The organism is Rhizobium leguminosarum, assembly GCF_004123835.1.
GTDB lineage: Bacteria > Pseudomonadota > Alphaproteobacteria > Rhizobiales > Rhizobiaceae > Rhizobium > Rhizobium leguminosarum_M.
The window spans coordinates 525709-551540 of sequence record NZ_MZMU01000012.1; the positions used below are offsets into that span (position 1 = coordinate 525709).

Below are 25832 nucleotides of genomic sequence, written 5' to 3' on the forward strand. Positions count from 1 at the left end.
ACATGATCAAACTGAACCGTCTAGTTCTCGTAACGGAACCAAACGGTCTAGTTTGATTGCGACTATCCAAGCCCCTCAACAGCGAGCGATGTCATGAACAACAAGACAACCCATCTGACTTGTGCCTGCGGAACCTTTCACCTTGAGGTGCGCGGCGGCCCGATCATCAGCGCGGAATGCCACTGCAACAGCTGCAGTGATGCGGCTGGCAGGCTGGAGACGCTTCCCTTGCCGGAGGCGATCCGGACGATCCATGGCGGTACGCGCTACGTGCTTTATCGCAAGGATCGGATCAGCCTTTTGGCCGGAACCGAAAGTCTGCGGGAGTTCCGCCTCGGCCCCAATGCTTCAACGCGACGTGTCCTGGCATCCTGCTGTAACACGCCCATTTTTCTGGAGTTCAAAGGTGGCCACTGGCTTAGCCTCTACGGCAATCTCTGGAAGCAGGACGAGCTTCCACACCTCCAATTGCGCACGATGACCCAGAATGCGCCCGATCGCGCGAGTGTGCCCGATGACGTGCCTTCCGGCGCGCTGGCGACGGCCGGCTTCTATGGCAGACTTCTCACCGCGTGGATTGCGATGGGCTTCAAAGTACCCGACATCCCTGTCAAAGGAGCTATCGATGCCTGATGACGAAAAAATCCTCATTGAAAGCATAACCTCGCCGCACCATACGGAGCGGGTCAACAAAGCCAAATACATGGCAATGCGCCACGCTCTGCTGGCCGCGCTGCCTGAGAAGGCACCCGGACTGACCGTAGCAGAGGCAAACATCGCCATCCTGCCGCATCTCTCCGAGGTCGAATTCCCCGGCGGCGCCAAGGCCGGATGGTGGTTGAAGGCCGTTCAGCTGGATCTGGAAGCCAAGCGCATCATCCAGCGCGGGCCGGGAAAGCCGGTCAGGCTTTTCAAATGCCCTTGACGTCTGCCGGCTCAGCCCAGCGAACGGATGTCGCGGGCGACCGCCGTTTGTCCGGTTGGGCTTCGGCTAAAGCAATTCTAGCAAACACCGCGCGGGAGAGCTTGTTTCGCAGCGCAGCCGCTCTATGTCCTCTCCCGTTTCAGCATGAGATTGCAGGCAGAATTTCACCGTAAATCCGGGCGCCGACGGCGTTGTCCGCCGGCCGGCTTGAAGGAGCTGAGCAATGAAAATTCTCGTGATTCTCACATCGCATGATCAGTTGGGAAACACCGGCAAGAAGACGGGATTCTGGCTCGAGGAGCTTGCTGCTCCTTATTTCGTTTTCCGCGACGCCGGGGTGGACATCACACTCGCTTCGCCGAAGGGCGGCCAGCCTCCGCTCGATCCGAAGAGCAACGAGCCGGCCTTCCAGACGGAAGACACGAGACGGTTCGAACGAGACCCAGCCGCAATGGGTGCGCTCGCCAACACCATCAAGCTTTCTGAAATCGACCAGGCGGACTATGACAGCGTGTTCTTCCCGGGTGGGCACGGGCCACTTTGGGACCTGACGAACGACCGCAATGCGCTGTCGCTCATCGAGGACATGCTTTCGGCGGGAAAACCTGTGGCGCTCGTTTGCCACGCCCCCGGTATCCTCACAAATGTGAAAGCGCCGGATGGAAAGCCCATCGCCAAGGGCCGGGCCGTCACGGGGTTCACCGATTCCGAAGAAGAGGCCATGCACTTGGTCGAGGTCGTTCCCTACCTGCTCGAGGACGTGCTGAAGGAGCAGGGTGCAAAGTTTTCGAAGACGGCCGATTGGGGTGTGCATGTCGTCCAGGATGGCCTGCTGATCACCGGCCAAAACCCGGCTTCGTCAAAGCAGGGCGCCCGGACGCTGCTTGAGGCTTTGAGAAAGCAGGACGCGGCTTAGCTTCGCCGCTTGGGTGCGATTTCTGTCCACGAGGAGGTCGAGATTTCCTCACTCGGCTTGTGCCGACGTCGGCCGCAGGCGCGTTTCGACGACGTTTGTGGCACGGCGGCGAAGAGCCAATATTCAAATATGGGAGGGGAGGTACCTGATATGACGAGGAAATATACGGGACAATGCGCCTGTGGCGAGGTGAGATTTGCCTTCGACACCGACCCGAACTTCGTCGCCAACTGCCACTGCCTGGACTGCAAGAGGGCAACGGGCGGCGAGGTCGCCACTTTCTTCGCCGTGCCACAGGATGATTTCACCGTGATCAGCGGCAGCCCGAAGGCGTTTCATTACATCGCCGATTCAGGCAAGGGGCTCGACCGCAGCTTTTGCCCCGATTGCGGCGCCCGATTGTTTAGCAGCAACCTGGAAAGCTTTCCCGGCCTCGTCTTCGTGACGCTCGGCAGCCTCGACCGGCCCGAACTGATCAAGCCCGGGGTCGAAATGTTCACCAGGCGGCGCCTCGCCTGGGCAAGGCCGCTCGATCTTCCACAGTTCGATGGCATGCCTGGTTGAGCCGCGATAGCCTAAAGCGCATCGCAATCTTTCAGATTCGCTTCTGACGCTTTAGGTTTTTTGTTTCCATGCATGTCGTTGTCGCAAAACCGCTGCACACTTTTGCGCGACATGCTCTGGAGCAATTTTTCTTGAAGAAAAATTCGATCCGGTGTCGGATCGGCCAAGCCACGCCCGTCCTAGGTTCGTCCATTCCATAAATCCAGAAAGGATCACGACCATGCCGAGTACCATACGCTTGCACCGCGTTCTGGCGACCAGCCCGGACAAAGTCTATCGCGCATTCCTGGAAGCCGACGCGCTTGCCAAGTGGCTTCCGCCGAACGGCTTCCTCTGCACCGTGCATCATTCGGAGCCGGTCGTCGGCGGCACGTTCAGAATGTCCTTCCGCAACTTCACGACGGGCAATAGCCACGCCTTTGGCGGCGAATATCTCGAGCTCGTCCCCGGCGAACGTCTGCGCTACACCGACAGGTTCGAGGACCCCAACCTGCCCGGCGAAATGGAAGTCACCGTGACGCTGAAAAAGGTTTCGGTCGGCACCGAGGTGGATATCGTACAGGCAGGCGTGCCTGACGTCATTCCGCCCGAGGCTTGTTATCTCGGCTGGCAGGAGTCGCTGCAAAACCTCGCCAGGGTCGTCGAACCCGACATCCAGGAGTAGTGTTGGGACCGAGCCGGCCGGGCGATAATCGCCCGGCATTGGCGCCCGGCATCTGCGACATCAATCAATCCCCATGCCGCGCTTGGCCAGTGCGTTGCGGGCCGCCGCAGCGCCCCAGTCGTCGGAAATGTCCTGCCCCTCGATTTCGGTTTCGGCGATCGGCGTTGCCCGGATCAGCGGGACGGAGCCGAAAGGCAGGCCGTCGATGCGACCGGGGTCGCGGCTCAGCATGATGCGGGTCATCGGGCGGTAATCCTCGGTCAGCCGGCAGAACAGGATGGCGCCGTGCTTCTCGACATCGCGGGCGACACGATAACCGTCTGCCACGAGGTCTCCGATGTTGATCAGCAGGTTCGCCCAGTTTTCGATCCCGGCCGCATCCAGTGTCGCGGCGTCGAATTCCATGAAAAGCTCGCATTCGACGCCGTTCTCCGGCTCGGATATGCCGGCCCAAGGGGTCGACAGCCCGTCGGTGGCAAGTGTCAGCCTTTCCGGCGCATGGATGGCGAGGATGCGGCGATGCGGGCCGAACCATTTCGTCTGGGCGTGAATGTTGGCCGTTCCGCGCTCGACGGCAAAGTCCTCCTGCAGCGTGCCGCGGCTCTGCCAGAAGATGCGCCGCACAGCGGCAGCGGTCTCGTAGATCGGGTCGTCGGGGCCGCGTGGCACGATCATCTGGTCATAACTGGTTTCGAGCGTGATCTTCGCCTGCATGAACGGAAATTTCGGCTTTTTCCAGCGGATCACCACCTTGTTGAAACGCGGCACCTCTGAGGCTTCGAGCTTTTCGACGACATCGGCGATGATGTCGAGCGGATGCCTGGAATCCTCCGGGACATGCTTTCCCTCGGCATCGAGGTAGCCGCCCGTCCGGGAGGAATGCCCAGCCTGCATCGTGGTGGCGGTCCAATCGCCGCTGACCGCGCCCGCCGGCGCCTTGCCGAGAGCCGGGGCAAGTTCCCGGATCGCATCGTCAATCGAATAGGATGCCACGTCGCCCCTCCGCCTTCGCCCAAAGATCGTATCCCCAGCGGCCGATCGGCCGCGAGCAGAAGCTAGCGCGGAGGCGTCGACGATCAATAGCGGCAGCGTCGATCTGCGCGGGCAGGGTGGTGACAGGACTTTGCTGGGATTGCTCTATGCGCCGCAGAGCTTTCTGAACGCGCTCATGGCGGCGGCGGCTCGCGCTCGGATATTCTCGTCCGACGGTTCCGGCAGCGTGCGGTTCACCCGCCTGATCTGCAGATCGCCGATGAGCAGGCTTAGAAACCATTCGGCCGCCACACCTGCCGATGGCGCCGCCAGCGCTGTCGTTTCAAGGCCGCGGCCGATCAGCTTCTCGATCAGCGGAAAGACGCTATCGCGGCCGGCGGCAGCGATCGTCGCTCCCAGTTCGCCGCTTTCGTCGGCGGCGGCGGCCCGGTTCAGGGAGATTGCCTTGTCGCCGAGCAGCATCGAAAGCAGGATCGGTGCGACATGGACGAGGGTTTCCAGGGCATCCACCTCGTCCCTTATCGCCGCATCGAGCGCCGCTTTCGTCGCCCCGGCATTGCTTTCGACCATCGTCTTGAAGAGGCCATTCTTGTCGCCGTACCAGCGATAGAGTGTTTCATTGGAGGCTTTCGCCGCCTTGGCGATGTCGAGCATCGACGTGCTGCGGTAGCCTCTTTCCTTCAGAAGCTCGTAGGCCGCCGTCTCGATCTCGGCTTGACGCCTGGTCTTCGTGTCTTCCCGCATTCCGGCCACTCGCATCGTCTTGACGATAACCGTACAATCTTATACGCCTATGTAAAGGCGTACAAAATAGTACGGATTTGGAGAAAAGCGATGCGCAGCACGGTTCTGGGACTGTCGGTAACATCGGTCGTCTTCTCAGGCGCGATCTTCGGCTTCTTCTACGCCTGGGTCTGTTCGACGATGTGGGGGCTCGACCGGACCGATCCGCGGGTGGCGATCGCGGCCATGCAGGCGATGAATGCGTCGGTCCGCAACGCGGTGTTTTTCCCGGCCTTCTTCCTCACGCCCGTTATTCTCGGGCTGACTGCTGCAGCCGCTCATTTTAGCGGCCGCGGAGCGGCGGCTTTCTGGTTCTGCGCGGCGGCGGCCATCTATCTGGTTTTCGGGCTGATGCTCACATTTGCAGTCAACGTACCGATGAACGAGGCACTGGCCGCCACTGCCGTTCCTGGCGACATCGCGGCGGCGCGGGATATCTGGCGGGACTATTCGCAGCGATGGCAGGTCTGGAACCAGGCGAGGGCGCTGGCTTCCGGAATAGCCCTGGCTTTTGCAGCTTTGGGAGTGTCAAGGCTATGACGGCTTCGCCCCGATCACACCGAAGACGCTCGGCGGTTAGCGGATTCGAGAGGCGAGGCTTGCATCGATAGGCGCGATCTCGGAAAAGAACGTCAAGCCTCGTTCCTTCAGCACTTCGACCGTATCGGCGTCGGCGGTGCTCGGATGCCCTGCGAAGGGAGGCTCTGGTGCATATTCCATCTGCAGCTGGACTTCCTTGGCCAGATCAACGCCGCCAAGCTCGGCCAGGAGGCGAAAGCCGAAATCGATACCAGCGGTAACGCCGCCGCCCGTCAGCCGGTTTCTGTCCAGGACCACCCTGTCTTCCGCGGCGAGCGCACCAAAAACCGGCAGCCGGTGGAGCGAGGCCCAATGAGTTGTGGCCCTGTATCCGATCAGCAAGCCTACCGCCGCAAGCACCAGCGTACCGGTGCATACGGCGGTCAGGAACCTGCATTGCGGCGCCTGCTGCCGCAGGAACTCCAGGAGACCTGGATCCTGCATGGCATCCACGTGTCCCGGTCCGCCTGGCACGACGATGATGTCAAGCTGAGGACAATCCACATAGGTCAGGGTGGGAAGGATAGTGAGGCCGCTCGCACTTTTGACAGGCCGGAGCTCATGACTGAGGAGTTGGCAATCGGCGCCGGGCAGGCGCGTCAGAACCTCCCACGGCCCGGTGAGATCCAGCTGGGTCAGGTCAGGGAATAAGACGAACCCGATGCGGGTGGCTTCCATTGCGCGGCTCACCGAAATCTCCCATCTGCAGTGCGGTCGCCCAAGGCGACTCCTTCTACCGGAGTATTTCCGTTTTTCTCCGAGTCACGCAAAGGTTTGTCTTCTGTTTTGCGCAATCCCGGACGCAAAGCCGCTTCCAAGCACGCGCTCCCGTCGCTAATGGGCCCTTGATCGTGGGGGATTTCCCTTTCACGACGTCATGCGCCCAGGTTTCTGGGCGCAAAGGAGTTTCTTGCTTGGAGAAGATGAGGCGCGCCTGCGGCGCTTATTTGCTTCCATCGTTCGGCCGCGCCTTGGCGCTGTCGTTGTTGGTCGACGAGGCGGTTTTTCCGTCCGGTTGCTGCCCGAAATATGTGCCGCCGAGATGGCCGCCGGCGCTAGTGTTCTTGACCTGCCGTTCGGCGCGTTTCTGAAGTTCACGGACGTTGGTCTTGCTCATTTTCGGCTCCTTTTCGAGGTTCACGACCTCTGGACAACCGATCACGGGCGACACCGTTCCATATTTTCCGGGAACCCTTCGTCCGGCCGCCGGTTCCTCCACCATGAGATTCCTGGCCGTCATCGCCGCCGCCGCTGCGCCACGCTGCCTCGATCCGGTAATGGCGGGAACACTTGGCGATCTTTCCGGTTTTCCCTTCTCAACAAGGAGAAACGAAGATGGGCATGACGACCCCCAAGGACGGTGCACCCGGCACCACCGATCAATCCCCCCGCTGGGAAGGGCCGAAGGGAAACACCCCGCGCGGCTATCTCAAACCCAAGGACGATCCGGACAAAAACCGCGATGCCAACGGCGAGAACAACAGCGACCCCGAGATGAACGACATCTCCGACGCGCTGAAGCAGAAAGGCGAGTGACATGGGCAATCCGAAAAAGGACGCCGCCGGCCAGTTCGCCAAATCCCAGGCCGACAGGAAGAGTACCGGTGTCGCCAGCGCCAAGCCGACCGTGATCACCGGCTCGGAGGATGCCACGGTGAACAAGAACCCGCCGGGCAAGAAGGCCGGTAAGGACTGGGACATCAACTACGATCCCGCCGATATGAACGAGGGGCGCATGCGGTAGGGCAGCGCTATTTCTAACGAGGCCATGGATAAAGTCCGGTTGGACGGTGCGTCCATAGTGCGCCGTTTACGCTTGAGTTGTCAGCCCTTCAGGCATCCGTGAAGGAGCCCGCAAACTTGCATTGAAATTAACCGAGCATTTCAATACCAATTTCCCATTGGACTATAATCCCGTAGACAAATGGGCGTTTATTCGCGCCAAGAGGGAAGATTATGATGAGGCTTTGGGCACACTCATTTTGGTATTGCTCGCATCCGGCGCTGGAGCCGAGCAGACGTCGTTGATAGCAAGACTTCAGGATAACGACCTCTATGAAAGAGGGACAAATTGCCAAGGCGCTTATTATCGATTTTCCAATAATCAGATGATTCTGTTCGGCGGCGACGAGCCGCAGGTTTATTCGCGGGATATCACGCTGTTGCAAAAGGAAAATTCGGTTGTTGTCACCGATCAAAGCCCGGGAAAATTTACCTTGAATTCGGTATTTACGTTCTCCGGTGACCAGAAGTTCGTAACGTATGCCGACTTTTACTACGATCCCGAGCCCACCGAGCAGCAGTGGCGCCAGATGGATATGAAAGCCGGAGATGCCAAGGCGGAGTTTCAAGCCTATCGCGACTCCCTGAAAGGCATGCCACAGATGGAGGTTTGCCCACGCAAGCATGCATCGTAGCTCCGGAAAGCAGCGGCTCATACCAGAAGGCCGCCGCAATGGATCAATCTACCCACCAAAATAAGCCTGGTGGTCGATATCGGCGAGCAGGCCGGGCTCTGCCGGCTGCCAGCCGAGGAGGGCGCGGGTGTGGGCGCTCGAGGTCGGCACGTCGAAGCCGGCAAACATTCCGAACCAGCCGAAATGCTCTGCCGCCTCTTCCCGCGACAGCGAGACGGCCGGCACGTTGAGCCGCCGGGCGATGAGCTCGGCGATCTCCCGGAATGCCACACCTTCTTCCGCCACCGCCAGGAACGGACCGCCGACAGCGCCGCGCTCCAGCGCCAGGCGATAGACGCGGGCGGCATCGAGCCTGTGCACGGCCGGCCAGCGATTGGCCCCGTCGCCGATATAGGCGGAGACGCCCTTCCGCCGGGCGGTATCGATCAGGATCGGCACGAAGCCGTGGTCGCCGTGGCCGTGCACCGAGGGCGGGAGCCGGACGGTGGAGGCGCGCACGCCGCGGGCGACAAGCGATACTGCGGTGATTTCGGAGGCACGGGGATAGGTTTCGGTCGAAGGCATCGGCGGGTCCTTCTCGGTGCCGATGCGGCCCGGCGCGTGGCCGAGGCCTGCCGTCACCAGCAGCGGACGGCTGGAACCGCGCAGCGCTTCGCCGAGCGCTTCGATGGCGCGCCGGTCGGCGGCGCAGTTTTCGGCGAATTTCGAGAAATCATGGTTGAAGGCCGTGTGGATGACGCCGTCCGCCCCGGTCGCGCCGCGTTGCAAGCCCTCCAGGTCGTCGAGCGTGCCGCGCTGGACTTCTGTGCCTGATGCCGCCAGTTCGGCCGCTCCCTTGTCCGAGCGCGCAAGACCAAGCACCTGGTGGCCGCCGGCGATCAATTCATTGACGACGGCCGAGCCGACCCATCCGGTGGCTCCAGTGACGAATACGCGCATGTCGATGTCTCCTGATTTGAGGCGACAGATATCGGACGGGCTGATATCATGGTAAAGTAGTGACTTTATCATGGTATAAAAGCTAACAGGATGAGTGCATTCACCACCGCGGACAATCGGCTGGGCGCCTATCTCAAGGACCGTCGCACCAGGCTCGATCCCGCCGCCCTCGGCTTTGCGGCTGAGCGCCGCCGCACGCCCGGGCTTCGCCGCGAGGAGGTGGCGAGCCGCGCCAATATCAGCCCGACCTGGTACACCTGGCTGGAGCAGGGCCGCGGCGGCGCGCCATCGGCCGACGTGCTCGACCGGATCGCCCGCGCCCTGATGCTGACCGATATCGAGCGCGAACATCTCTTCCTGATCGGCCTCGGCCGGCCGCCGGAGGTGCGCTATCGCAAGGAGGAGGGCATCACGCCGCGATTGCAGGGCGTGCTCGACGCGCTGGACCCGAGCCCAGCGCTGATCCGCACCGCGATCTGGGACGTGGTCGGCTGGAACCGGGCGGCGACCGTGCTGCTCACCGATTACGGCGCCCTGCCGCCGGAAGAGCGCAACGTGCTGCGCTTCATTTTTCTCGATCCGCGCGTGCGCGCCGCCCAATACGACTGGGAGAGCGTCGCCCGCTTCGTCGTCGCCGCCTTCCGGGTGGATGCGGCGCGCGCGGGCGCGGCCGCCGAGGTGGAGCCGCTGATCGACGAACTCTGCCACAAGAGCCCGGAATTCCTCGCCATGTGGCGCGACAACGACGTGCGCACCCACGGCGAGGGCGCTAAACACATAAAACATCCCGTGCTCGGCCTGCTCTCCTTCGAATATTCCGCCTTCCAGGTGGACGGCCGGCCCGATCTCAGCATGGTGGTGTACAATCCGGCGACGGCGGAGGATGCGGCGAAGATCAAGGGTTTGCTGGGGTGAAATGCGTCACCATCATCCGTACGTCTGCGATGCCGAGAGTGGCCGTTGAAGACAATGAGCGCATGAGCCTGGGCTTGCCGCATCAGCCAAAGCAGACTGCTGCGGGCGGCGACGCTTCGCAATCCCGATCCCGCCAATTTCGTGACGCAATCCGCATTGCCTGAGGCGGATGCCATCATCGCCGAAACGGAGGTCATCAAGCCATCGGAACGCGATTACCGGCGCATTCGCGAACTTCTGGAAAATCCGCCTCAGCCGAATGAAAAATGCTGGCTGCCGCCGGAGCCTTTCCTAAACCGATATGACGGCTTGTCATGAACAGCCGATCGCAAATCCTTCGATCCCGCGACAATGGCGGCTGCATCAAACGCGATCAGCGGTCATTCTTAGTGTGCAACGGCGCGCCGATTGCGACCCCTACTTGACGACCTTCACGTCGGCCACGCCTTCTACGATGCGGCCACGCTCTTCGGGCGTCCTGAGAATGAACTTGTCACTGCCGACGTAGCCTGGGTGCGATGTGTAATAGACAGCAACGCCATTCGCTTTGACTTTGTCGCATTTCATCTTCATGCCGCCTGAATCGACGACAATCGGCTGGTGGATAATCTCGGTGCGCCCATGCTTGGGCTGCTCCACGATATCTACACGGGGATAGTCAATAAACTTGCAGCCGCCATTGAGGTGAGCGTTCTGCAGCACCAACGTCTTTTCGCCGCTACGTGCTGTCATGCGGTGAGAATCGTGTTTGACATTTGACGTCGTCGTACAGCTCGAAAGAGAGATCATCGCGACTGCCAATATCGAATATGTAAGAATACTTTTCACTATAAACCCTCAACTTTTGCTTGAACAAACCTTGAATTTTTCGAGAAGTCAAGCAGAGTGCAAGCTCTGGATTGAGCCTTGTTCCGCTTCCAGCAATTATTGTCGACTTAAAACGGAACAGTGACGCGCTTGGAGAAACTTGCTCCTGGTTCAACATGACGCCCGGCCTTGCCGACGCGGGTAGACAAGAATGCCTGACGCCGGATGGCGTATCTCTCAAACTCGACATCCTCTCGGGATGGGGGCATGGGGAAAGCTATACCGCCGTCGAGATCAAACGCCGCCCGGTCGAGCTCAAGGAGATGATCCCGCTGCCGGAATTGATCGATCCGTCGTCATGGGGAGTTACCGTCAGCGATTGACGGGGGCAGCGTCGCCCGCGCGCCGCCGAGACGCGCTGCCCACGCATGACAAAGCTGTGAAAAGCTAAAATACCACTCATACTAGAAAATCCATTGACCTCCCGTGCCCCGGCTGCTTTCCTTCCGATAGACCAAGGCGAATGGATCTTGAAGGAGATATCCAATGACAGTGTTTGCAAAACCTGTGGCGGTCGACGATGTCAGGAGCGCTTCCGAGAATGAGGTGATCTCAGGCAATCTGCTGGATAATGATCTGGCCGGAGGCTCCGGCAACATGTTTCTCAACTTCTTCGACGGCGAGAGGGTGCTTGCCAAGAAGGATGGTGCGATCACCGATATCGAGGGTGAATACGGCACGTTCCACGTCAAGGCCGACGGCTCTTACACCTATACGCTGAACGAGGCCGCCAAGGCGGGCTTCGTTGACGGAATGACGCTGACGGAGAAGATCGGCTACAAGATTTCCGACGGCTCCGGCAATACCGATGTCGGCCATTTCACGCTCGACATTCACGGGGTCACGAGCCCGCCGGTCGCGGTCGACGACGCCTTCTCCTTCCGCGAAGGAAGCGAGATGGCCCGCAACGTGCTCGCCAATGATCACGCAGGAGAGGCGGGCACGCTCTTCCTGCGTTCGGTCGAGGGCACGAGCATTCCTGCCGGTCAGGGGCAAGGGCAGACGACCGACGTGGCGGGTGAATTCGGCACCTTCCATTTCGCAGGCGATGGAAGCTTCACCTACGACCTCGATCCGGCCGTGAAGGCGGACCTCAACGACGGCGAGCACGTCACGGAGAAACTCCAATATTACAAGGTCTCCGACGGCACCGGTCACGCCGATGCCGGCGTGATCACCCTGACCGTCGACGGCGTGACGGACGGGAAGGCGTTGAACACCAATCATGTCGAGGTCCAGGCGGATGTGGTGCGCCCCTTCCTGGACCATTACGAACTCCAGGGGGTCGCGGTCGATCCGCTAACGGGCAAGTATTACGTCAGCTCCGGCAATGGTTTCCCAGATGATTCCATGGTGAGCATCTACGACAACGCCTCCGCATTCGAGGCCGGCAACGCCGGCGGCGCCATCTCTCTCGGCGAATATGACATCGGCGGAACCTATTTTTCGGTCCGCGGCGGCGAGGTCATCGGAAGAACCAACGAGGCGAGAGGCGAGGAGGACCCTTTCCCCGATCAGACCTATCTCGCAAAGTGGGATGCCGGCGACGGATCGCTCGATCAGAAGGGCGACCCGATCCCCGGCCTTGTCGGCAAGAACGGGGCGGGTACGTTCGACTGGGGCGGATTCACGGCCGTCAATACGATGCAGGATTCGACCGGCATTTACGTCGTCGGCCGCATCGATGATTCCACCTGGCAAGTCTCCAAGATCGATCCCGACACGCTGAACCCGATCGAATCCAAGACCTTTTCGGCCGGCGGGCTCGGATACGGCTTTGCCGTCAACGGCACGTTCTTCTTCGGCGATTCCTCCGGCAGCGAGCATATCGGCACGGCATTCGACTTTGCGACCGGGGTCAAGACAACGGTCGATATCAACATCGCCATACCGGGAGACGACTCCACCACCAACGTGGTCTATGACTCAGCGGCGGATAATCTCTACCTCACCAACAGCATGACCGACGAAATCGCCGTGGTGCACAACGTCTCGGACAGCCTGTTCGTCTAGCGCGTTGGCCCGAAAATCGGAATCGGTTTTCGGAAAGCACGATGCGAGCATTGAGCATTGAAAGCGTTAGAGCGTCCTTTGTGCGTCCGAAAGGACGCACCGCGCTCTAATGGGCCTTAACCGCTCGAATGCCGACGCCGCCCCGCCGGTTCTCTTCACGGCGGGGCGTTTAATCGGCCGGAGCCTCGGAAACACAAATCAGCAGAATTGCAGCCGCGCTACTGCAGCGTGCGCGTCTGAACCTGCTCGGCGGCGTGAGGCGCGGATGCGGGCAGCGGGCTGCCTTCCAAACCGGTCGCCACGACCGAGACGCGGAACTTGCCGTCGAGGCTGCGATCGAAGATCGCGCCGACGACGATATCGGCGTCTTCCTGCACCTCGTCACGAATGCGGCTTGCCGCTTCGTCCACTTCGAACAGCGTCATATCCGAACCGCCGGAGATCGAGATCAGCACGCCCCTGGCGCCCCGCATCGAGATATCGTCGAGAAGCGGGTTGGCAATCGCCGCTTCCGCCGCCTTCATCGCGCGGCTCTCGCCGGAGGCTTCGCCGGTGCCCATCATGGCGCGACCCATGCCTTGCATGACCGACTTCACGTCGGCGAAATCGAGGTTGATCAGGCCTTCCTTGACGATCAGATCGGTAATGCAGCCGACGCCCGCATAGAGCACACGGTCGGCCGTCATGAAGGCATCGGCGAACGTCGTTTTCGCATCAGCGATGCGGAAGAGGTTCTGATTGGGAATGACGATGACCGTATCGGCCGCCTGGCGAAGCGCCTCGATGCCGACTTCTGCCGTCCGCATGCGGCGGTTGCCTTCGAAGGTAAAGGGCTTGGTGACGACGCCGACCGTCAGGATGCCTGCCGCACGCGCAGCGCGGGCGATGACAGGCGCAGCACCCGTGCCCGTTCCACCGCCCATGCCGGCGGTGACGAAGCACATGTGCGAGCCGGCCAGGTGATCCATGATCTCATCGAGCGACTCCTCGGCAGCCGCATGGCCGACCTCAGGCAGCGAACCGGCGCCGAGACCCTCCGTCACATTCGCGCCAAGCTGGATGCGGCGCGTCGCCTTGGAGGTGGCGAGCACCTGGGCGTCGGTGTTTGCGGCGACGAATTCGACGCCCGCCAGCTTTTCCGCGATCATATTGTTGATCGCATTGCCACCACCGCCGCCGACGCCGATGACTGTAATATGCGGCCGTAGTCCAGAAATGCCGCCCTTGGCGTCCGTCATCGCGCTCTCCTTTGATGCTTCGTTCATGCCCACCCTCGTTTGCGGACGGCGAATCGGGCGTCAGGATACGCGAGCAACAAGGCAGAGGCGAGGCGAAAGACGTCTCGGCGGGAGCGGTTATCGGGAAGGGGGCTTGGTGCTGCTTTGAGGGGAGGGCGCCGTGGCGGCCACTCCTTCAGCTGAATGCGCGGACCGGTGTCGGCCCATGAATTGGAACCAGGATCGCACCCGTGCTGTTTAACTGGAAGACGCGCGGAAGCGCCGATAACAGGGACGCCCGATCGCGGGAGAGCCGGCCTATCTTGGCAATGACGATCGGTGTTTCAGTTCACCTATGGAGGAGCACGACATGCAAACGACCCGATCGAAAGAACTGGCGGATGAATATCTGCGGCTTGGCGGCAAACGGCTGGCCAAGATCGATGATAATATCGTCAAGATCCGCCACTGGGAGGATGACACGCCGGAGGCCGAGGCTTTCTGGCAGAAGAACATTGAGCCGCTGGATGAGCGGCGGCGCGTAGAGGTCGAAACGCACCTTCCGACGATCAACGACAGGTGATCGCGAATCAACGACGGGTGATCGCAGCGATTTCCCGGGGAGGCACTATCGAACGCGCCGGCTGTGCAGTCCGCGCCGGTGCGACAGGCGGATCGTGCATCCGTCCCTACGAGATCGCTAGGGAAACGCGTCAATGATGCTTTCATTCAAAATATAGAAGTGTTCGTCCATCTTGCTGACGCGAACGTCAGCGTTCGAACCAGGATAGAGATAGTCTCGGGCTGAACGAATGATGCAATTGCCTGCTCGCATTCATCTTCGTCATCGCAGGACTGATGTTCGGATTCATTGCATGTCAGCTAGTCAGCTAGAATTCATCAGCGGCGATTGTCGCCAGGAATTTTTCGGTTTCTAGCCATACTAAGGACGATCATCTCATCATTCTAACCCGATCTGCGGTCATGCTATGAATCGATTCGCATAGGTGACGTCGATGGGGGATTTCCATGAATTCATATCGTGCCGCAGTTTTGGTTGCCGCCTCGGTTTTGCTGGCGCTGTCGGCCTCGGAAGCATCCGCCTGTAGTTGCAAAGAGATGTCCACGAAGGAGAGCTTCGCTAGTTCCGATTTGGTCGTAAGGGGCCGCATGAAGCTGGTGACATACGGTGTCGAGATGCCGGGTGGCGGATCGGACGGCGAAACAATACGGATGACGCGTGGCGAGTTTGAGATCCAGAAAGTGCTGAAGGGAACCTTCAAGGGCAAAAACCTATCGATGTATACGGGTTCCGGTATGGGAGACTGCGGTCGTTTAGGAGAGTTCCTCGCTTCGACGATTAAGTACAACGATAAGAAATTCGTCGTCGAATTCGGCTTATCAAAAGCCGAACATGCCGGACAACCTCTCTATTTCACGTCAATCTGTGATTACATAAAGGGTCCGAAGGACGGCCAACAATAACACCGTCCTCAAGCGTCGTCCGGTTCATGAGGATTGCCGCCGCCACGACGCCTACCGCCCTGACCCCGCCGCCACCGGCAAACACAATACACTTCGCAACCCCACCGCCCCATTCGCCTCCAGCGCCAGCGACCCCCCATACAACCCTGCCAGCTCGCTGACGATACTCAGCCCAAACCCGTTACCCGGCAGGCCGAGGTCGAGGATTGCGACATCGAAGAGTTCGGTCAGACCCGCATGGAGAGCGTCCTCGCCGTTGCGAGCGATATCGACGACGAAGTTCTCCGATCGCAGCACGGCGGCGATCCGGCCGCGCAGGTCTTCGTCATCTTCGACGAGCAGTATGCGCATGGGGCAGGGCTTTCATCTACGGGAACGGCCCGAAACTATCGGGCCGAGCTTAACTCAATCTGAACGGAGAGGTTCAGGCCGGTGAGGGGCGGCGCGGCTAGATTGCGACTGTTACTGAAGCAAGGCGCAGATATATGCCGAACGAAGACCAGGACAACGAACATGCCGAGGGCGCAACGCCCATGCCGCGCCGGCGCCGGCTGGCGGTTCCCGTTACCGCCGCGGCCGTGGCGCTTGTCATCGGTGCTGCCGGGGGCGCGGGCGCCGTGAAGATGATGCGCCCCACGCCTGAAATGGCGCCGCTGACGCCGGTGGCGATTTCAGCCATGCCGGTTTCGAGCCTCGTCACCATCAAGGGCAAGGTCGCCGAGATCTACGGCAACAAGTTTGTGTTGCAGGATGAGAGCGGCAAGGCGCTTGTTGAAACCGGCCGGGCCGGTGAGGAGGGCACTCTCGTCACCCAGGATGAAGCCGTCACCGTCCAGGGCCGCTTCGATGACGGCTTCGTGCATGCGAGTTACCTCGTTCGTCAGGATGGACGAACCGAAGCGCTGCGTCCGCCGAAAGGTCCTCCGCACAGACGATTTGCAGATTTCGATCACAGGCCGTGACGGGCGTGAACCAAAGCCGCGCTGCGGTGTTAACAGACACGCCTCATAACTCCGAAAGGAACGCTTCCATGCAACGACTTCTGCTATCAGGCCTTGCCCTTGCCGCACTCGCCGGCACTGCCTTCGCCCAGCAGCCGCCGGCTCCGCCATCCACCGGGACTCCGCCCGCAGCGGCTGAACCCGGCTCGCCGCCTCCGCCGCCGTCTCCGTCCGCTCCTGATGACGATGAGCAGATGACGGACCGGCCGGATGCGAGGCCGGGAGATCGCCCGGATTACCGCTGGCATGGTCGGAGAGGCGACATGGGCTTCCGTGGTTTCCGCGGTCATCGCCCGCCACCGCCACCGCCGTCCAAGGCAGCGCATTTCCGGATCGAGGATGGGAACACCCGGATCGACCTGAAATGCGCTGAGGATGAACCGATGAAGGCCTGCGCTGATCTGCTGCTGCAGGTGATGGACCGCCTGCAGGGCCAGGACTGATCATCCGCGCTTGAGGCGGATGCCGCACGATTATGCAGCCGCCCGCGTCTCGCGGGCGGTTTTGCGGGTTTATCGGAGGCAGTGACACCGCCCTCGAGGTCGAACGCCATCCTCTGGACCTGAAGGAAATGCTCCCGCCGCCCGAATTGATCGATCCCTTGTCATGGGGATTTAGCGTCGGCGTCTGCTCACCGCATGACGCGGGCTGTCGATGTTCCCGAGTAGCGGTCGCCGTGGATCTCGATGCCTGAGAAGACCGCGTCGATCTCGGCCAGTTCCTCCGATGCGAAGGCGATGTCGGCGGCGGCGATGTTTTCTTCCAGCCGGTGCAGCTTGGTGGTGCCGGGAATGGGGACGATCCAGGGCTTGCGGGCCATCAGCCAGGCGATGGCGACCTGGGCCGCGGTCGCGTTTCTGCGAGCGGCGATCGCCTCGATCGCATGACCACCGGCTGGTTCGCTTTGCGATTTTCGGCCGAAAGGCGCGGATTGGTCTTGCGGTGGTCGTTGCCGCCTTCGAAACTGGTGTTCTCGTCCATCTTGCCGGCCAAAAATCCGCGGCCGAGCGGGCTATAGGGCACGAAGCCGATGCCGAGTTCCTCGACAACAGGCAGGATTTCCCGTTCGGGATTGCGCCACCAGAGCGAATATTCGCTTTGCAGGACGGTGACCGCCTGCACGGCATGGGCGCGGCGGATAGAGCCGGCATCAGCTTCGGAGAGGCCGAAATGCAGCACTTTGCCGACGTCGATCAGATCCTTCACCGTGCCCGCCACCTCTTCGATCGGCACGTCAAGGTCGACCCGATGCTGGTAGAAGATATCGATGTGATCGGTGCGTAGCCGCTTGAGGGCTTCTTCGACGACCACGCGGATGCGTTCCGACCGGCTATCCAGGCCGACTTCCGGCCGGCCATCCTTGAAGCCGAATTTTGTCGCGATCACCACCTGATCACGGATCGGCGCCAGCGCCTCGCCGACGAGTTCCTCGTTGGTAAACGGCCCGTAGGCCTCTGCCGTGTCGAAGAAGGTCACGCCTCGGTCATGCGCCGCCCGCAATAGCGCAATGGCATCGCCGCCTTCCATCGCCGGCCCGCGATGGTAGTTCAGCCCCATGCAGCCGAAACCGATTGCCGAAACGTCAGGGCCTCTTTGGCCGAGCTTGCGCTTGATCATTTCAAGTCCTCCTTCCCAGGTTTGATCCCAAGATAGGGCAAAGTCCGGGGGCGATTAGCCGGGGATATAGGCATGAACTTATGAAGTCCGCTCATGAGTTTCCCGGCTCGCTCGGAGAGGGCGAACTGGGATTGGGTAAGAGGATCCGGGCAGTGTCTGCTGCTTGCGCCAAAAGCTGAGAGGCTTGCGTTATGACGCCAGGCGAAACGTGCCGCTGCGCATAGCCTCGATCACCGTGCGCAACGTATCTTCCCTGTCGTGCCCCTCCGTCGAGACGACATGTTGTTCGAACGGGCCAAGTGACGAGAATTGCTGATGGAGTGCCGCAATAGGGCCGGGATCGGTCAGCGTGTTGCCGCCACGCTCCCGGCAGCGCCGGATGGCGACATCGAGCGGCGGGCGCAGAACCACGTAGTGGAGGGGTGCCGCGATTTTCCGGAACGGTTCCAGGAACCACGGCCCGACGATGCCGTCGACGACGACGAAGTAGCCACCGCCTGCATAGCCTGTCGCCGCCTTCGTCAACACGTCGACGACAACGATATTCTGTTCATGCGCTTCCGGCAGATAGGGCGGGATCACCCCGTTCTTGATGAAGTGCCAGAAGTCGTCGCAATGAAGATGGACCTTCGGCGAGCCGGGCTCGCGGGCAAGCGCCTCGGCCGTCGTGGTTTTTCCGGAGCCCGGCGGTCCGGTGAGAATGAGAACTTCGCCCGTGTGATCCATCGCGCGGCATTTTCGCACGAAGCAGCATCGTTTCGCAATTAGCCGATAGGGGGTCGGTAATAGCCCGGCATGATCTCTTTCGTTCTGAAGAAGCCGCTGAAGCGACAGCTACTCTGGCAGTCCCGCCATCCTGAGAGCCTCGATATATCGACTGCGATCGTCCGGTCGCCGGAATGGTGGCAGCACGTCGGCGAGATTGGAAAGCCGGAGGGCGGGATCCATCAGGCACAGGCGAGCGATCGTTTCCCGGGCTTGCGTTCCTCCCAGGACGTAATGCCGACCGATTTTCAGCATGCACAGCCCCGTCAATGATTGGCGGGGCTTTTGCTGTCCGGCGGCAGGTGGGCTGCGGGCGTGGGCGAGTCCGCTCTGTCTTGGCAGGGACTGCTGATCTGGCATTCACCCTTCGCCATCAGTCGTCTGTTTTTCCGCCGCGGCGATTTCGACTATGATAGCGCGCTGGAACGATAGGGAGGGCACGGCATGATCGATCATATCACCATTGCAGCGAGTGACCTTGAGAAGAGCAAATTGTTCTATGAACGCGCTTTCGAACCTCTAGGTTATCGCCTCTCTTTCGGGAAGGAGAACGTGTTCTGGGCCTTTGATGTCGGCGGCAGCTTGTTCGAGATCCAGCACACCGACGACAAGCCGCCTCTGACGCGTTTGCACGTCGCCTTCCGGGTCGGGAGCAGGGCGGAGGTCCAGGCGTTTTATCGCGCCGCGCTCGAAGCCGGCGCCCAGGACAATGGCGCGCCCGGCCCGCGGCCGGAATATGAAGAGAACTATTATGCCTGCTTCGTTCTCGATCCCGACGGATACAATATCGAAGCGATGCTCAATGAGCCGGCGCCGCAAGGGTGAGGCGCGGGCTCCGCCCAAAGATCGCAATCGAGGGGGAGGTGGATATGTCGAGTTTCAGGAACGCCGTCGTCTCTTTACCCGGCAAGGAGCGCGTGGCGAGGACGCCCTTCGGCGCGAGGATCGTCATCCATGCTACGGCCGCCGAGACCGGCGGCGCGTTCGGGATGTGGGAAACCTTCACGCCGCCGGGTCATGGTCCGGCCCCGCACACGCATACGCGGGAGACCGAAGTCTTTCGGGTCATCCGCGGGCTCTATCGATTCCAATGCGGCGACGAGGCGTTCGACGCGCCTGCGGGAACCGTCGTCGTTCTGCCGCCACATGTACCGCACAGCTGGCGAAACATAGGCGACGAACCAGGCCAGATGTTCGGCACGGTCACGCCAGGCGGCTGCGAGCAAATGTTCATCGATATCGAGGCTTTTGGTGCCGATACGCCTGAGAAAATCGCGGTGATCGAAGCGCGATTGGGGATCATCAACGACATCACGCTGGCCCTCGGATTGACAGGCCTGCAACGGCGCTGATCGATCATCAGGGGGCGATCGGATCCTCAGCCCTGAGCCCGCCACGCGGCCGGTGGGGTGCCGAAGGTGCGGGAGAAGGCGCGGTTGAATGCGGCTTCGGTGGCATAGCCGGCCTCGTAAGCTATCGCCGCGATCGGTTGGCCTGATGTGGCGAGCGCCACGCTTGCGAGGTAGAGCCGCCAGTCCCTAATATAGCGGATCGGCGACGTCGAGAGCATCGTCTGGAAGCGATCGGCGAGGGCGCTGCGCGAGAGGCCGGAGGCCGCCGCCAGCTGCTCCAGCGACCAGTCGCATCTGGGATCGTCGTGAATCAGGGAGAGGCAGCGCGACAGCGCCGGGTCGGCGAGCGCTGCCAGCCAGCCAATCGCATGCGGTTCGGCCATCATGATCTGGTGGCGCAGGATCTCGATGAAGAGGATTTCCGTCAGCCGCGGCAGCATCGAGACGCCGCCGGCGCGTGGCCTGTCGACCTCCTCGACCATCTGGCGAATGGTGGCGCGCAGCCAGTCGCCATCATTGGCGGCCCGTGTCCTGACATGGATCAATCTGGGCAGGGCCTGCCGAAGCGGCGCGAAGCTCAGCCCGTCCCACTGCAGATAACCGCAGAGCAGCCGCACGCCTTGTGTCTCGTCGCCGTAACGCAGCACGGGAATCTCACGCCATGGCTTCTGCGGCAGATCGCGGGTCGGCAGGACCAGCATGCCGTCTCTTCCGGCGCCGAGCTGATGTCCGGTGCCGAAGGGGAAGACCAACACGTCGCCGGCCTCCAGCTCGGTCTCTTCTCCTTCCGTCTTCAGCCAGCAGCGGCCCTCCACGAGGATGTGAAACGGCATCGTGCCCGAGGCCTTGGCCGAAAGGCGTGCCAGCGAGGGCGTGGCATCGGTCTGCCAGTCGCCCGTCGGCATGAAGCAGAACTGCAGCGATCCCGAAAGGCGGATCGTCGACAGCAGCGCCGACAGCACGTCGTCGCGCGCAACTCCCGCAGCGTCTGGATTTTCGGACAAGGCTTCACGCATTCCGGCCAAATACGCGCCCCACGCACCCTCCTATGGTGTTCCTGCTCACTCGTGGTGAGCTTTCACTTCAACGCACTGGGAGAATACTATGCAAACTCAAAGCGACAAACTGGTCGTGCTTGTTACCAAGGGCATCGAATCCGAACTGTCCTCCGTCGCCTTCACCATTGCCAATGGCGGCATTACCGCCGGGCTGAAGGTTTCAGTGTTCCTCACCAGCACCGGGATCGACCTGGTGCGCAAGGGCGGCCAGCGCATGACGCATGTGCCGCCGCTCGATCCGCTGGCGAGCCTGATCGAGAATTTCCAGCAGCGCGGCGGCACGATCTGGGCTTGCCCGCCCTGCGTGACCTCGCGCGGTTATACGCAGGAAGACTTGCTCGACGGGATCGTCATCGTCGGCGCCAGCGCCATGCATGCCGAGATCAAGGAAGGTGCTGCGACGCTGTCGTTTTGACCGAGGAGAGCCGGGTCGGGCGGGCGTTGAGGAGCGTCTTACGCCGGCATGCTCAAGTTTTCCTGATCTACGGCATTCTTGCGCTCAGAAATATACTTGTGTGATTGGGTCGATATACATGCGATACTGCATGACGAGGGCGGCGCGAGGCTTTCGGGGGCTTTAATGACATGCGTGAAGGTCAATGAACTGCTATCGGTGGCGGGGCAGCCCGACGCCGCAGCCTTCGCCGCTTTCGCCGCAGACGGCTTTGCCGCCGTCATCAATGCCCGGCCTGATGGCGAGGAGCCGGATCAGCCGGGCAATGCTGCGGAAAAGGCGGCGGCCGCCGCCGCCAGGCTTTCCTACGAGTTCGTGCCGGTGAAAGGCTCCGAGATTACCGAGGCCGATATCTTCGCCTTCCAGGCGGCGATGGCGCAAGCGAAAGGGCCAGTCGTCGCCCATTGCAAGAGCGGCACACGGGCGCTGACGCTCCACGCGCTGGGCGAGGTGCTGGACGGGCGTATGAAGCCCGGGGATGTCGAGGCCTTCGGTCAAAACCTCGGCTTCGATCTTGCCGGCGCGCGCCGCTGGCTGGAAAAGCGGGCAGGGCAGGCGCCTCATGTTAAGGCCTTCTTCGAGCCCCGCACCTGTAGTGTGCAATATGTCGTTTCCGACCCGGCGACGAAACGCTGTGCCATCATCGACCCAGTGCTCGATTTCGACGAGATGTCGGGGGCGACGGCAACGGCCAATGCCGATGCCATTCGCGCTCATATCGAAAGCGAGGGACTGACGGTCGAGTGGATCCTCGACACGCATCCGCATGCCGATCATTTCTCCGCTGCACATTACATCAAGGGAAAGACCGGTGCGCCGACCGCGATCGGCGCCCATGTCACCGATGTGCAGAAGCTCTGGAAGGAGATCTACAACTGGCCGGCGCTTAAAACCGACGGTTCGCAATGGGACCGGCTGTTTGCCGATGGCGACACGTTCGAGATCGGTGCGCTTAAAGCCCGCGTGATGTTTTCGCCCGGGCACACACTCGCCTCGATCACCTATGTGATCGGTGACGCCGCCTTCGTGCACGACACGGTGTTCACGCCGGATTCCGGCACGGCGCGCACGGATTTCCCGGGCGGCAGTGCTGCCGCCCTCTGGCGCTCGATCCAGGCGATCCTGTCGCTGCCCGAGGAGACCCGGCTCTTTTCCGGCCACGATTATCAGCCGGGCGGCCGCCACCCGCGCTGGGAAAGCACGGTGGAGGCGCAGAAGCGCGCCAATCCGCATGTTGCAGGCATCGACGAGGCCGGTTTCGTGGCGCTGCGCCAGGCACGCGATCGCACGCTGCCGAAGCCCAAGCTGATGCTGCACGCGCTGCAGGTGAATATCCGCGGCGGGCGGCTGCCCGAGCCGGAGGGGAATGGCCGGCGGTATCTGAAGATACCGTTGGATGCGTTGTAGGGCGGAGTGAATAGCGGGCGGCGACGGCGTCTGGACGATTGCGCCGCCCGGGACAACTACTACGCCCGCGGATGCCCCAGCGTTTTTTCCAGCACGCCAGGCGGCAGCTTCTGCGCGAGGGCATCGCCAAGCTTTGCCTCGAGGTCCCGCAATTTGCCGTCGAGCGAGGGGAGACCCACGGGGCCGAAGGCTTCGATGTAACGATCGGCTTCACCCTTTGCCAGGAATTCGACTAGGACGTTGTCCTCGACCCAGAGCTTGACGATCCGGAAGAGGCCGGTTTCCACCTGCTCGGCGCGCCAACCTTCGCGGGCGGCGACAGCCTCGATCGCGGCGGCGTCCACTGCCGCGCTGACCAGCACGTGGGCGGTGACCGGCTCGAAGGTCGCCGGGCGCTGGCGGATGCCGAGCGGTGCGTCCGGATCGAAGACCGCGGTTGCGGGCAGGATTTCGAGGAAGGAGCCTTTCGTATCGCCCGATACGACGAGCCAGGCGTCATGGGGAAAGGGCGGGGTTGGCGCCCGCAGCGCGGTCGCCTCCATGAGCTCCGCCAGCACGCGGGCGACGCGACCGGGATCGCGCACGCCGAACGACATGTGATGAATCATCGCGCGTCTCCTTCCATTGTTGCCGGCTGGCGGGCCTCGGTCCCGCGGGAACGCCGGCGTGCATCGTCGATCAGGGCCTGCACGGCCCATTGCGCGGCCTTCGCGGCTTCAGCGCCCGACAGGCTCCAGTTATCTTTCATGCTCTCCCATCCCGAAGCCGAGCAGAGCGATGTCACAGCGGCGAGCAGATGCCGGGCATCTTCTGCGGGAATCGTCCCGGTGACATCGCGCAGCGCGATCGAAAACTTCTCGCGCCGCGCCTCGGCATGGGCGAGCCGCACCGCGCGGCCATGAGGATTGTGCAGCATCGCTCTCACCAGCGGCTCGTCGCGGTCGAAGGCAGAAAAGAGCTCGGGAATATGCGCCACCACTTGCTCAGGCGAAGCCGGCAGCGCCGGCACGGCGATCAGCGCATTGACCCAGTGCCAGAACGCGCCGAGCAGCGTCTCCTTGTTGGCGAAATAGCGATAGAGCGTGCGCTGCGGCACGCCGGACTGGCGGGAGACGAGATCGAAGGTGACCTCGTCGCTACCGGCGCGCAACAGGGCGGCAAGACCTTCCATGATGCGGTCCTGCGTTATGGTCGTCAACTCTTCACGGGCCGTGGGGCGAGGCGGTGTCATTTCGTTCATGGCAGTATAAATGCCATAATGACAGTGTTACTGTCAAATGTTTTTGGGTAGGGCGATCGCGGTGATCGTCGGGTGGGGATTGCGTCGAAAGAGAGACCGCATCTGCGGCCCGCGGTCTGCACAGTAAAGGCGGCGTGAAGCCGGCGCGGCGCATTTATCGGTGGGGCGGCATGATGGGCGGGAATAGTTATTGACGTCGGGCGGGCAGGCGACGTAACTGGGTGCGACGGTTCCCTGAAGATGACTCCAAGGGGATTAATAGGGAACACGGTGAGGAAGACCCAGCAGGGACCGAGACCGTGGCTGCCCCCGCAACTGTAAGCGGATTGTCGATCATCTCAGGAGTGGCGAGCGACTGGCCATCTCTGAAGGGCTCATGGCCCTGCCACTGCGAGATATCGCGGGAAGGCGGATGAAACGACAGATATCCGCAAGCCAGGAGACCTGCCGTCAATCACGATCCAATCAACCGGGCGGGGATGCCCGGACAAGGAACAGATATGATTGACCTGCTGAACCTTCGCCGAATTCCGGCATACATCCTTCTCGATTGGGCCTCCTGCGGCTAGTGCACGCCTAAGCGTGCTTTCGGTCCGCGCATATGCGCGGAACGGCCGTGATTTTTCCCTTCATCGAGGTTTTCCATGCGCCAGATTCTCGCCACCATGACATTTGCCTTCGGACTCGCCGGCCTTGCGGCACCAAGCCTTGCCGCGAGCCGATATCCCTTGACCATCACCAATTGCGGCCAGCAGGTGACCTTCGAAAAGGCGCCATCCAAAATCGTTTCGATCGGCCAGGGCATGACCGAAGTGCTGTTCTCGCTCGGCCTTGCCGACAAGATCGTCGCAACGGCCGTCTGGGTCGGTCCAGTGCTGCCGCAATATGCCGAGGCCAACAGCAAGATAAAGCGGCTTGCCGACAACGATCCGAGCTTCGAATCCGTCGTCGGGCAGGAGCCCGACCTGGTGACGGCCGAGTTCGAATGGCATGTCGGCGCGCAGGGTTCGGTCGGCAAGCGGGAGCAGTTCAAGGATCTCGGGATCAATACCTATCTCGCGCCGGCCGATTGCGTCGCCAAGGTCAACACCGATGGCGGCGACGGCGTGCGTGGGGAATTGTTCACGATGGAGCTGATCTACCGAGAGATCGCCGAGCTCTCGGAGATCTTCGATGTGAAGGAGCGCGGCGATACGCTGATTTCGCAGCTGAAGAAGCGCGAGGCGGATGCCGTGGCTTCGATATCAGGCGCCTCGGGCAAGAAGCTGCCCGTCGTCTTCTGGTTCTCCAGCAAGGAGGTCAATGGCGACGCCTTCATCGCCGGTAAAAACAGCGCGCCTGCCTATATTTTGAAGACGGTGGGCGCGAAGAACGTCGTCACCACCGAAGAGGAATGGCCGCTGGTGGGTTGGGAAACCATCGCCCAGGCGAATCCTGCCGTCATCGTGCTCGCGACCATGGACCGCCGCCGTTACGCGGCTGACGATCCCAAGGTCAAGGTCGATTTCCTCGAGAACGATCCTGTGACCAAAGAGCTGGACGCGGTCAAAAACAAGCACTTCGTGATGATGGACGCACAGTCGATGAACCCGACGATCCGCACGATCGACGGCATCGAGACATTGGCGAACGGCATCAAGTCCTTCGGTCTGGCGCAGTGA

The 25832-nt window shown here is 61.5% G+C and carries 36 protein-coding genes, 1 pseudogene and 1 riboswitch; of the genes and pseudogenes, 23 read left to right on the top strand and 14 right to left on the bottom strand.

The features are described from left to right. The first annotated feature begins 93 nt into the window (after positions 1–93). The 4 genes from B5P46_RS19335 to B5P46_RS19350 all read left to right on the top strand — a co-directional run bounded on the left by B5P46_RS19335 (position 94) and on the right by B5P46_RS19350 (position 2405). A complete protein-coding gene (locus B5P46_RS19335; protein ID WP_129420119.1) occupies positions 94–633 on the top strand; it encodes a GFA family protein in 540 nt (179 codons plus the stop codon). Continuing rightward, on the top strand, positions 626–925 hold the full coding sequence (locus B5P46_RS19340; RefSeq protein WP_129420120.1) for a DUF6958 family protein: 300 nt from the start codon (positions 626–628) through the stop codon (positions 923–925). The genes B5P46_RS19335 and B5P46_RS19340 overlap by 8 nt, the downstream gene beginning before the upstream one ends. A 223-nt stretch (positions 926–1148) precedes the next feature. Next, positions 1149–1841 (top strand): type 1 glutamine amidotransferase domain-containing protein, encoded by a 693-nt coding sequence (locus B5P46_RS19345; RefSeq protein ID WP_129420121.1) that lies wholly within the window; start codon positions 1149–1151, stop codon positions 1839–1841. Between the two features lie 150 nt (positions 1842–1991). Next, entirely contained in the window at positions 1992–2405 is a 414-nt protein-coding gene (locus B5P46_RS19350; protein WP_129420122.1) for a GFA family protein, read from the top strand. A gap of 11 nt (positions 2406–2416) precedes the next feature. Here B5P46_RS19350 and B5P46_RS34485 read toward each other — a convergent pair whose 3' ends face one another. Beyond that, positions 2417–2572: a hypothetical protein gene (locus B5P46_RS34485; protein WP_164986511.1), complete on the bottom strand. Its 156-nt coding sequence runs from the start codon at positions 2570–2572 to the stop codon at positions 2417–2419. 53 nt (positions 2573–2625) lie between these two features. Between B5P46_RS34485 and B5P46_RS19355 the strand changes: the two genes are divergently transcribed. Further along, positions 2626–3069, top strand: coding sequence for an SRPBCC family protein (locus tag B5P46_RS19355; RefSeq protein WP_129420123.1), 444 nt, complete (start codon positions 2626–2628; stop codon positions 3067–3069). 60 nt (positions 3070–3129) lie between these two features. Here B5P46_RS19355 and B5P46_RS19360 read toward each other — a convergent pair whose 3' ends face one another. Next, on the bottom strand, positions 3130–4062 hold the full coding sequence (locus B5P46_RS19360; RefSeq protein WP_129420124.1) for a hypothetical protein: 933 nt from the start codon (positions 4060–4062) through the stop codon (positions 3130–3132). 144 nt (positions 4063–4206) lie between these two features. After that, positions 4207–4806 (bottom strand): TetR/AcrR family transcriptional regulator, encoded by a 600-nt coding sequence (locus B5P46_RS19365; RefSeq protein WP_129420125.1) that lies wholly within the window; start codon positions 4804–4806, stop codon positions 4207–4209. A 90-nt stretch (positions 4807–4896) separates the two neighbouring features. Here B5P46_RS19365 and B5P46_RS19370 point away from each other — a divergent pair, with 90 nt between their 5' ends. Then, positions 4897–5385 (top strand): DUF1772 domain-containing protein, encoded by a 489-nt coding sequence (locus tag B5P46_RS19370; protein ID WP_129420126.1) that lies wholly within the window; start codon positions 4897–4899, stop codon positions 5383–5385. Positions 5386–5421: 36 nt separating this feature from the next. Here B5P46_RS19370 and B5P46_RS19375 read toward each other — a convergent pair whose 3' ends face one another. Continuing rightward, positions 5422–6114: a DJ-1/PfpI family protein gene (locus B5P46_RS19375; RefSeq protein ID WP_245456192.1), complete on the bottom strand. Its 693-nt coding sequence runs from the start codon at positions 6112–6114 to the stop codon at positions 5422–5424. Between the two features lie 253 nt (positions 6115–6367). After that, positions 6368–6541 (bottom strand): hypothetical protein, encoded by a 174-nt coding sequence (locus B5P46_RS34490; RefSeq protein ID WP_003540992.1) that lies wholly within the window; start codon positions 6539–6541, stop codon positions 6368–6370. A gap of 218 nt (positions 6542–6759) precedes the next feature. Between B5P46_RS34490 and B5P46_RS19380 the strand changes: the two genes are divergently transcribed. The 3 genes from B5P46_RS19380 to B5P46_RS19390 all read left to right on the top strand — a co-directional run bounded on the left by B5P46_RS19380 (position 6760) and on the right by B5P46_RS19390 (position 7841). Continuing rightward, complete coding sequence (locus B5P46_RS19380; RefSeq protein ID WP_129420128.1) at positions 6760–6960, top strand: hypothetical protein; 201 nt, start codon at positions 6760–6762, stop codon at positions 6958–6960. A 1-nt stretch (position 6961) separates the two neighbouring features. Further along, complete coding sequence (locus B5P46_RS19385; RefSeq protein WP_129420129.1) at positions 6962–7168, top strand: hypothetical protein; 207 nt, start codon at positions 6962–6964, stop codon at positions 7166–7168. Positions 7169–7289: 121 nt separating this feature from the next. Continuing rightward, positions 7290–7841 (top strand): hypothetical protein, encoded by a 552-nt coding sequence (locus tag B5P46_RS19390; RefSeq protein WP_129420130.1) that lies wholly within the window; start codon positions 7290–7292, stop codon positions 7839–7841. Positions 7842–7889: 48 nt separating this feature from the next. On the opposite strand, the gene B5P46_RS19395 is transcribed toward B5P46_RS19390, so the two are convergent. After that, entirely contained in the window at positions 7890–8780 is an 891-nt protein-coding gene (locus tag B5P46_RS19395) for an SDR family oxidoreductase (RefSeq protein WP_129420131.1), read from the bottom strand. A 90-nt stretch (positions 8781–8870) separates the two neighbouring features. Here B5P46_RS19395 and B5P46_RS19400 point away from each other — a divergent pair, with 90 nt between their 5' ends. Both B5P46_RS19400 and B5P46_RS34955 read left to right on the top strand, forming a co-directional pair. Beyond that, positions 8871–9695, top strand: a complete 825-nt coding sequence (locus B5P46_RS19400; RefSeq protein ID WP_129420132.1) for a helix-turn-helix transcriptional regulator — start codon at positions 8871–8873, stop codon at positions 9693–9695. 99 nt (positions 9696–9794) lie between these two features. Further along, positions 9795–10013 (top strand): DUF1778 domain-containing protein, encoded by a 219-nt coding sequence (locus B5P46_RS34955; protein WP_432431478.1) that lies wholly within the window; start codon positions 9795–9797, stop codon positions 10011–10013. 99 nt (positions 10014–10112) lie between these two features. Here the strand turns inward: B5P46_RS34955 and B5P46_RS19410 are convergent, their stop codons facing one another. After that, positions 10113–10427, bottom strand: coding sequence for a hypothetical protein (locus B5P46_RS19410; RefSeq protein WP_129420133.1), 315 nt, complete (start codon positions 10425–10427; stop codon positions 10113–10115). 167 nt (positions 10428–10594) lie between these two features. Between B5P46_RS19410 and B5P46_RS19415 the strand changes: the two genes are divergently transcribed. Further along, positions 10595–10885 carry a hypothetical protein gene (locus B5P46_RS19415; protein WP_206735372.1) on the top strand — a complete coding sequence of 97 codons (291 nt, stop codon included), beginning with the start codon at positions 10595–10597 and terminating at the stop codon, positions 10883–10885. A 163-nt stretch (positions 10886–11048) separates the two neighbouring features. Continuing rightward, positions 11049–12575, top strand: coding sequence for an Ig-like domain-containing protein (locus B5P46_RS19420; protein ID WP_129420134.1), 1527 nt, complete (start codon positions 11049–11051; stop codon positions 12573–12575). Positions 12576–12793: 218 nt separating this feature from the next. Here the strand turns inward: B5P46_RS19420 and ftsZ are convergent, their stop codons facing one another. Further along, a complete protein-coding gene (gene ftsZ, locus B5P46_RS19425) occupies positions 12794–13813 on the bottom strand; it encodes a cell division protein FtsZ (RefSeq protein WP_129420530.1) in 1020 nt (339 codons plus the stop codon). A 349-nt stretch (positions 13814–14162) separates the two neighbouring features. Here ftsZ and B5P46_RS19430 point away from each other — a divergent pair, with 349 nt between their 5' ends. Together B5P46_RS19430 and B5P46_RS19435 are read left to right on the top strand one after the other, a co-directional pair. Beyond that, the gene (locus B5P46_RS19430) at positions 14163–14375 is read left to right on the top strand and encodes a hypothetical protein (RefSeq protein ID WP_168312616.1); all 213 of its coding nucleotides are present in this window, start codon (positions 14163–14165) and stop codon (positions 14373–14375) included. A 446-nt stretch (positions 14376–14821) separates the two neighbouring features. After that, a complete protein-coding gene (locus tag B5P46_RS19435; protein WP_206735373.1) occupies positions 14822–15277 on the top strand; it encodes a hypothetical protein in 456 nt (151 codons plus the stop codon). A gap of 51 nt (positions 15278–15328) precedes the next feature. Here B5P46_RS19435 and B5P46_RS35285 read toward each other — a convergent pair whose 3' ends face one another. Next, positions 15329–15628: a response regulator gene (locus B5P46_RS35285; protein WP_129420137.1), complete on the bottom strand. Its 300-nt coding sequence runs from the start codon at positions 15626–15628 to the stop codon at positions 15329–15331. Positions 15629–15762: 134 nt separating this feature from the next. Here B5P46_RS35285 and B5P46_RS19445 point away from each other — a divergent pair, with 134 nt between their 5' ends. Then, positions 15763–16239, top strand: a complete 477-nt coding sequence (locus B5P46_RS19445) for a hypothetical protein (protein WP_129420138.1) — start codon at positions 15763–15765, stop codon at positions 16237–16239. A 68-nt stretch (positions 16240–16307) separates the two neighbouring features. Beyond that, the gene (locus B5P46_RS19450) at positions 16308–16721 is read left to right on the top strand and encodes a hypothetical protein (RefSeq protein WP_129420139.1); all 414 of its coding nucleotides are present in this window, start codon (positions 16308–16310) and stop codon (positions 16719–16721) included. Between the two features lie 188 nt (positions 16722–16909). Here B5P46_RS19450 and B5P46_RS19455 read toward each other — a convergent pair. Both B5P46_RS19455 and B5P46_RS19460 read right to left on the bottom strand, forming a co-directional pair. Continuing rightward, positions 16910–17895 (bottom strand): annotated as a pseudogene (locus B5P46_RS19455) (aldo/keto reductase). 189 nt (positions 17896–18084) lie between these two features. Next, complete coding sequence (locus B5P46_RS19460; RefSeq protein ID WP_129420140.1) at positions 18085–18621, bottom strand: ATP-binding protein; 537 nt, start codon at positions 18619–18621, stop codon at positions 18085–18087. 69 nt (positions 18622–18690) lie between these two features. Here B5P46_RS19460 and B5P46_RS34495 point away from each other — a divergent pair, with 69 nt between their 5' ends. The 3 genes from B5P46_RS34495 to B5P46_RS19480 all read left to right on the top strand — a co-directional run bounded on the left by B5P46_RS34495 (position 18691) and on the right by B5P46_RS19480 (position 20012). After that, on the top strand, positions 18691–18933 hold the full coding sequence (locus tag B5P46_RS34495; protein ID WP_164986505.1) for a hypothetical protein: 243 nt from the start codon (positions 18691–18693) through the stop codon (positions 18931–18933). A 171-nt stretch (positions 18934–19104) separates the two neighbouring features. After that, a complete protein-coding gene (locus B5P46_RS19475) occupies positions 19105–19485 on the top strand; it encodes a VOC family protein (RefSeq protein ID WP_129420142.1) in 381 nt (126 codons plus the stop codon). Positions 19486–19529: 44 nt separating this feature from the next. Then, complete coding sequence (locus tag B5P46_RS19480; RefSeq protein ID WP_206735374.1) at positions 19530–20012, top strand: cupin domain-containing protein; 483 nt, start codon at positions 19530–19532, stop codon at positions 20010–20012. A 26-nt stretch (positions 20013–20038) separates the two neighbouring features. On the opposite strand, the gene B5P46_RS19485 is transcribed toward B5P46_RS19480, so the two are convergent. After that, positions 20039–21028: an AraC family transcriptional regulator gene (locus tag B5P46_RS19485; protein ID WP_129420531.1), complete on the bottom strand. Its 990-nt coding sequence runs from the start codon at positions 21026–21028 to the stop codon at positions 20039–20041. Positions 21029–21116: 88 nt separating this feature from the next. On the opposite strand from B5P46_RS19485, the gene B5P46_RS19490 reads away from it, so the two are divergent. Together B5P46_RS19490 and blh are read left to right on the top strand one after the other, a co-directional pair. Then, a complete protein-coding gene (locus tag B5P46_RS19490; protein ID WP_129420144.1) occupies positions 21117–21485 on the top strand; it encodes a DsrE family protein in 369 nt (122 codons plus the stop codon). A gap of 165 nt (positions 21486–21650) precedes the next feature. Beyond that, positions 21651–22931, top strand: coding sequence for a bifunctional sulfur transferase/dioxygenase Blh (gene blh, locus B5P46_RS19495; RefSeq protein ID WP_129420145.1), 1281 nt, complete (start codon positions 21651–21653; stop codon positions 22929–22931). A 59-nt stretch (positions 22932–22990) separates the two neighbouring features. Here blh and B5P46_RS19500 read toward each other — a convergent pair whose 3' ends face one another. Both B5P46_RS19500 and B5P46_RS19505 read right to left on the bottom strand, forming a co-directional pair. Then, positions 22991–23539: a hypothetical protein gene (locus B5P46_RS19500; RefSeq protein ID WP_129420146.1), complete on the bottom strand. Its 549-nt coding sequence runs from the start codon at positions 23537–23539 to the stop codon at positions 22991–22993. Continuing rightward, positions 23536–24129: a TetR/AcrR family transcriptional regulator gene (locus tag B5P46_RS19505; RefSeq protein WP_164986513.1), complete on the bottom strand. Its 594-nt coding sequence runs from the start codon at positions 24127–24129 to the stop codon at positions 23536–23538. Before B5P46_RS19505 ends, B5P46_RS19500 begins: the two co-directional genes overlap by 4 nt. Before the next feature lie 252 nt (positions 24130–24381). Beyond that, a riboswitch (cobalamin riboswitch) is annotated at positions 24382–24637 on the top strand. A gap of 178 nt (positions 24638–24815) precedes the next feature. Here B5P46_RS19505 and B5P46_RS19510 point away from each other — a divergent pair. Next, complete coding sequence (locus tag B5P46_RS19510; protein ID WP_129420148.1) at positions 24816–25832, top strand: ABC transporter substrate-binding protein; 1017 nt, start codon at positions 24816–24818, stop codon at positions 25830–25832.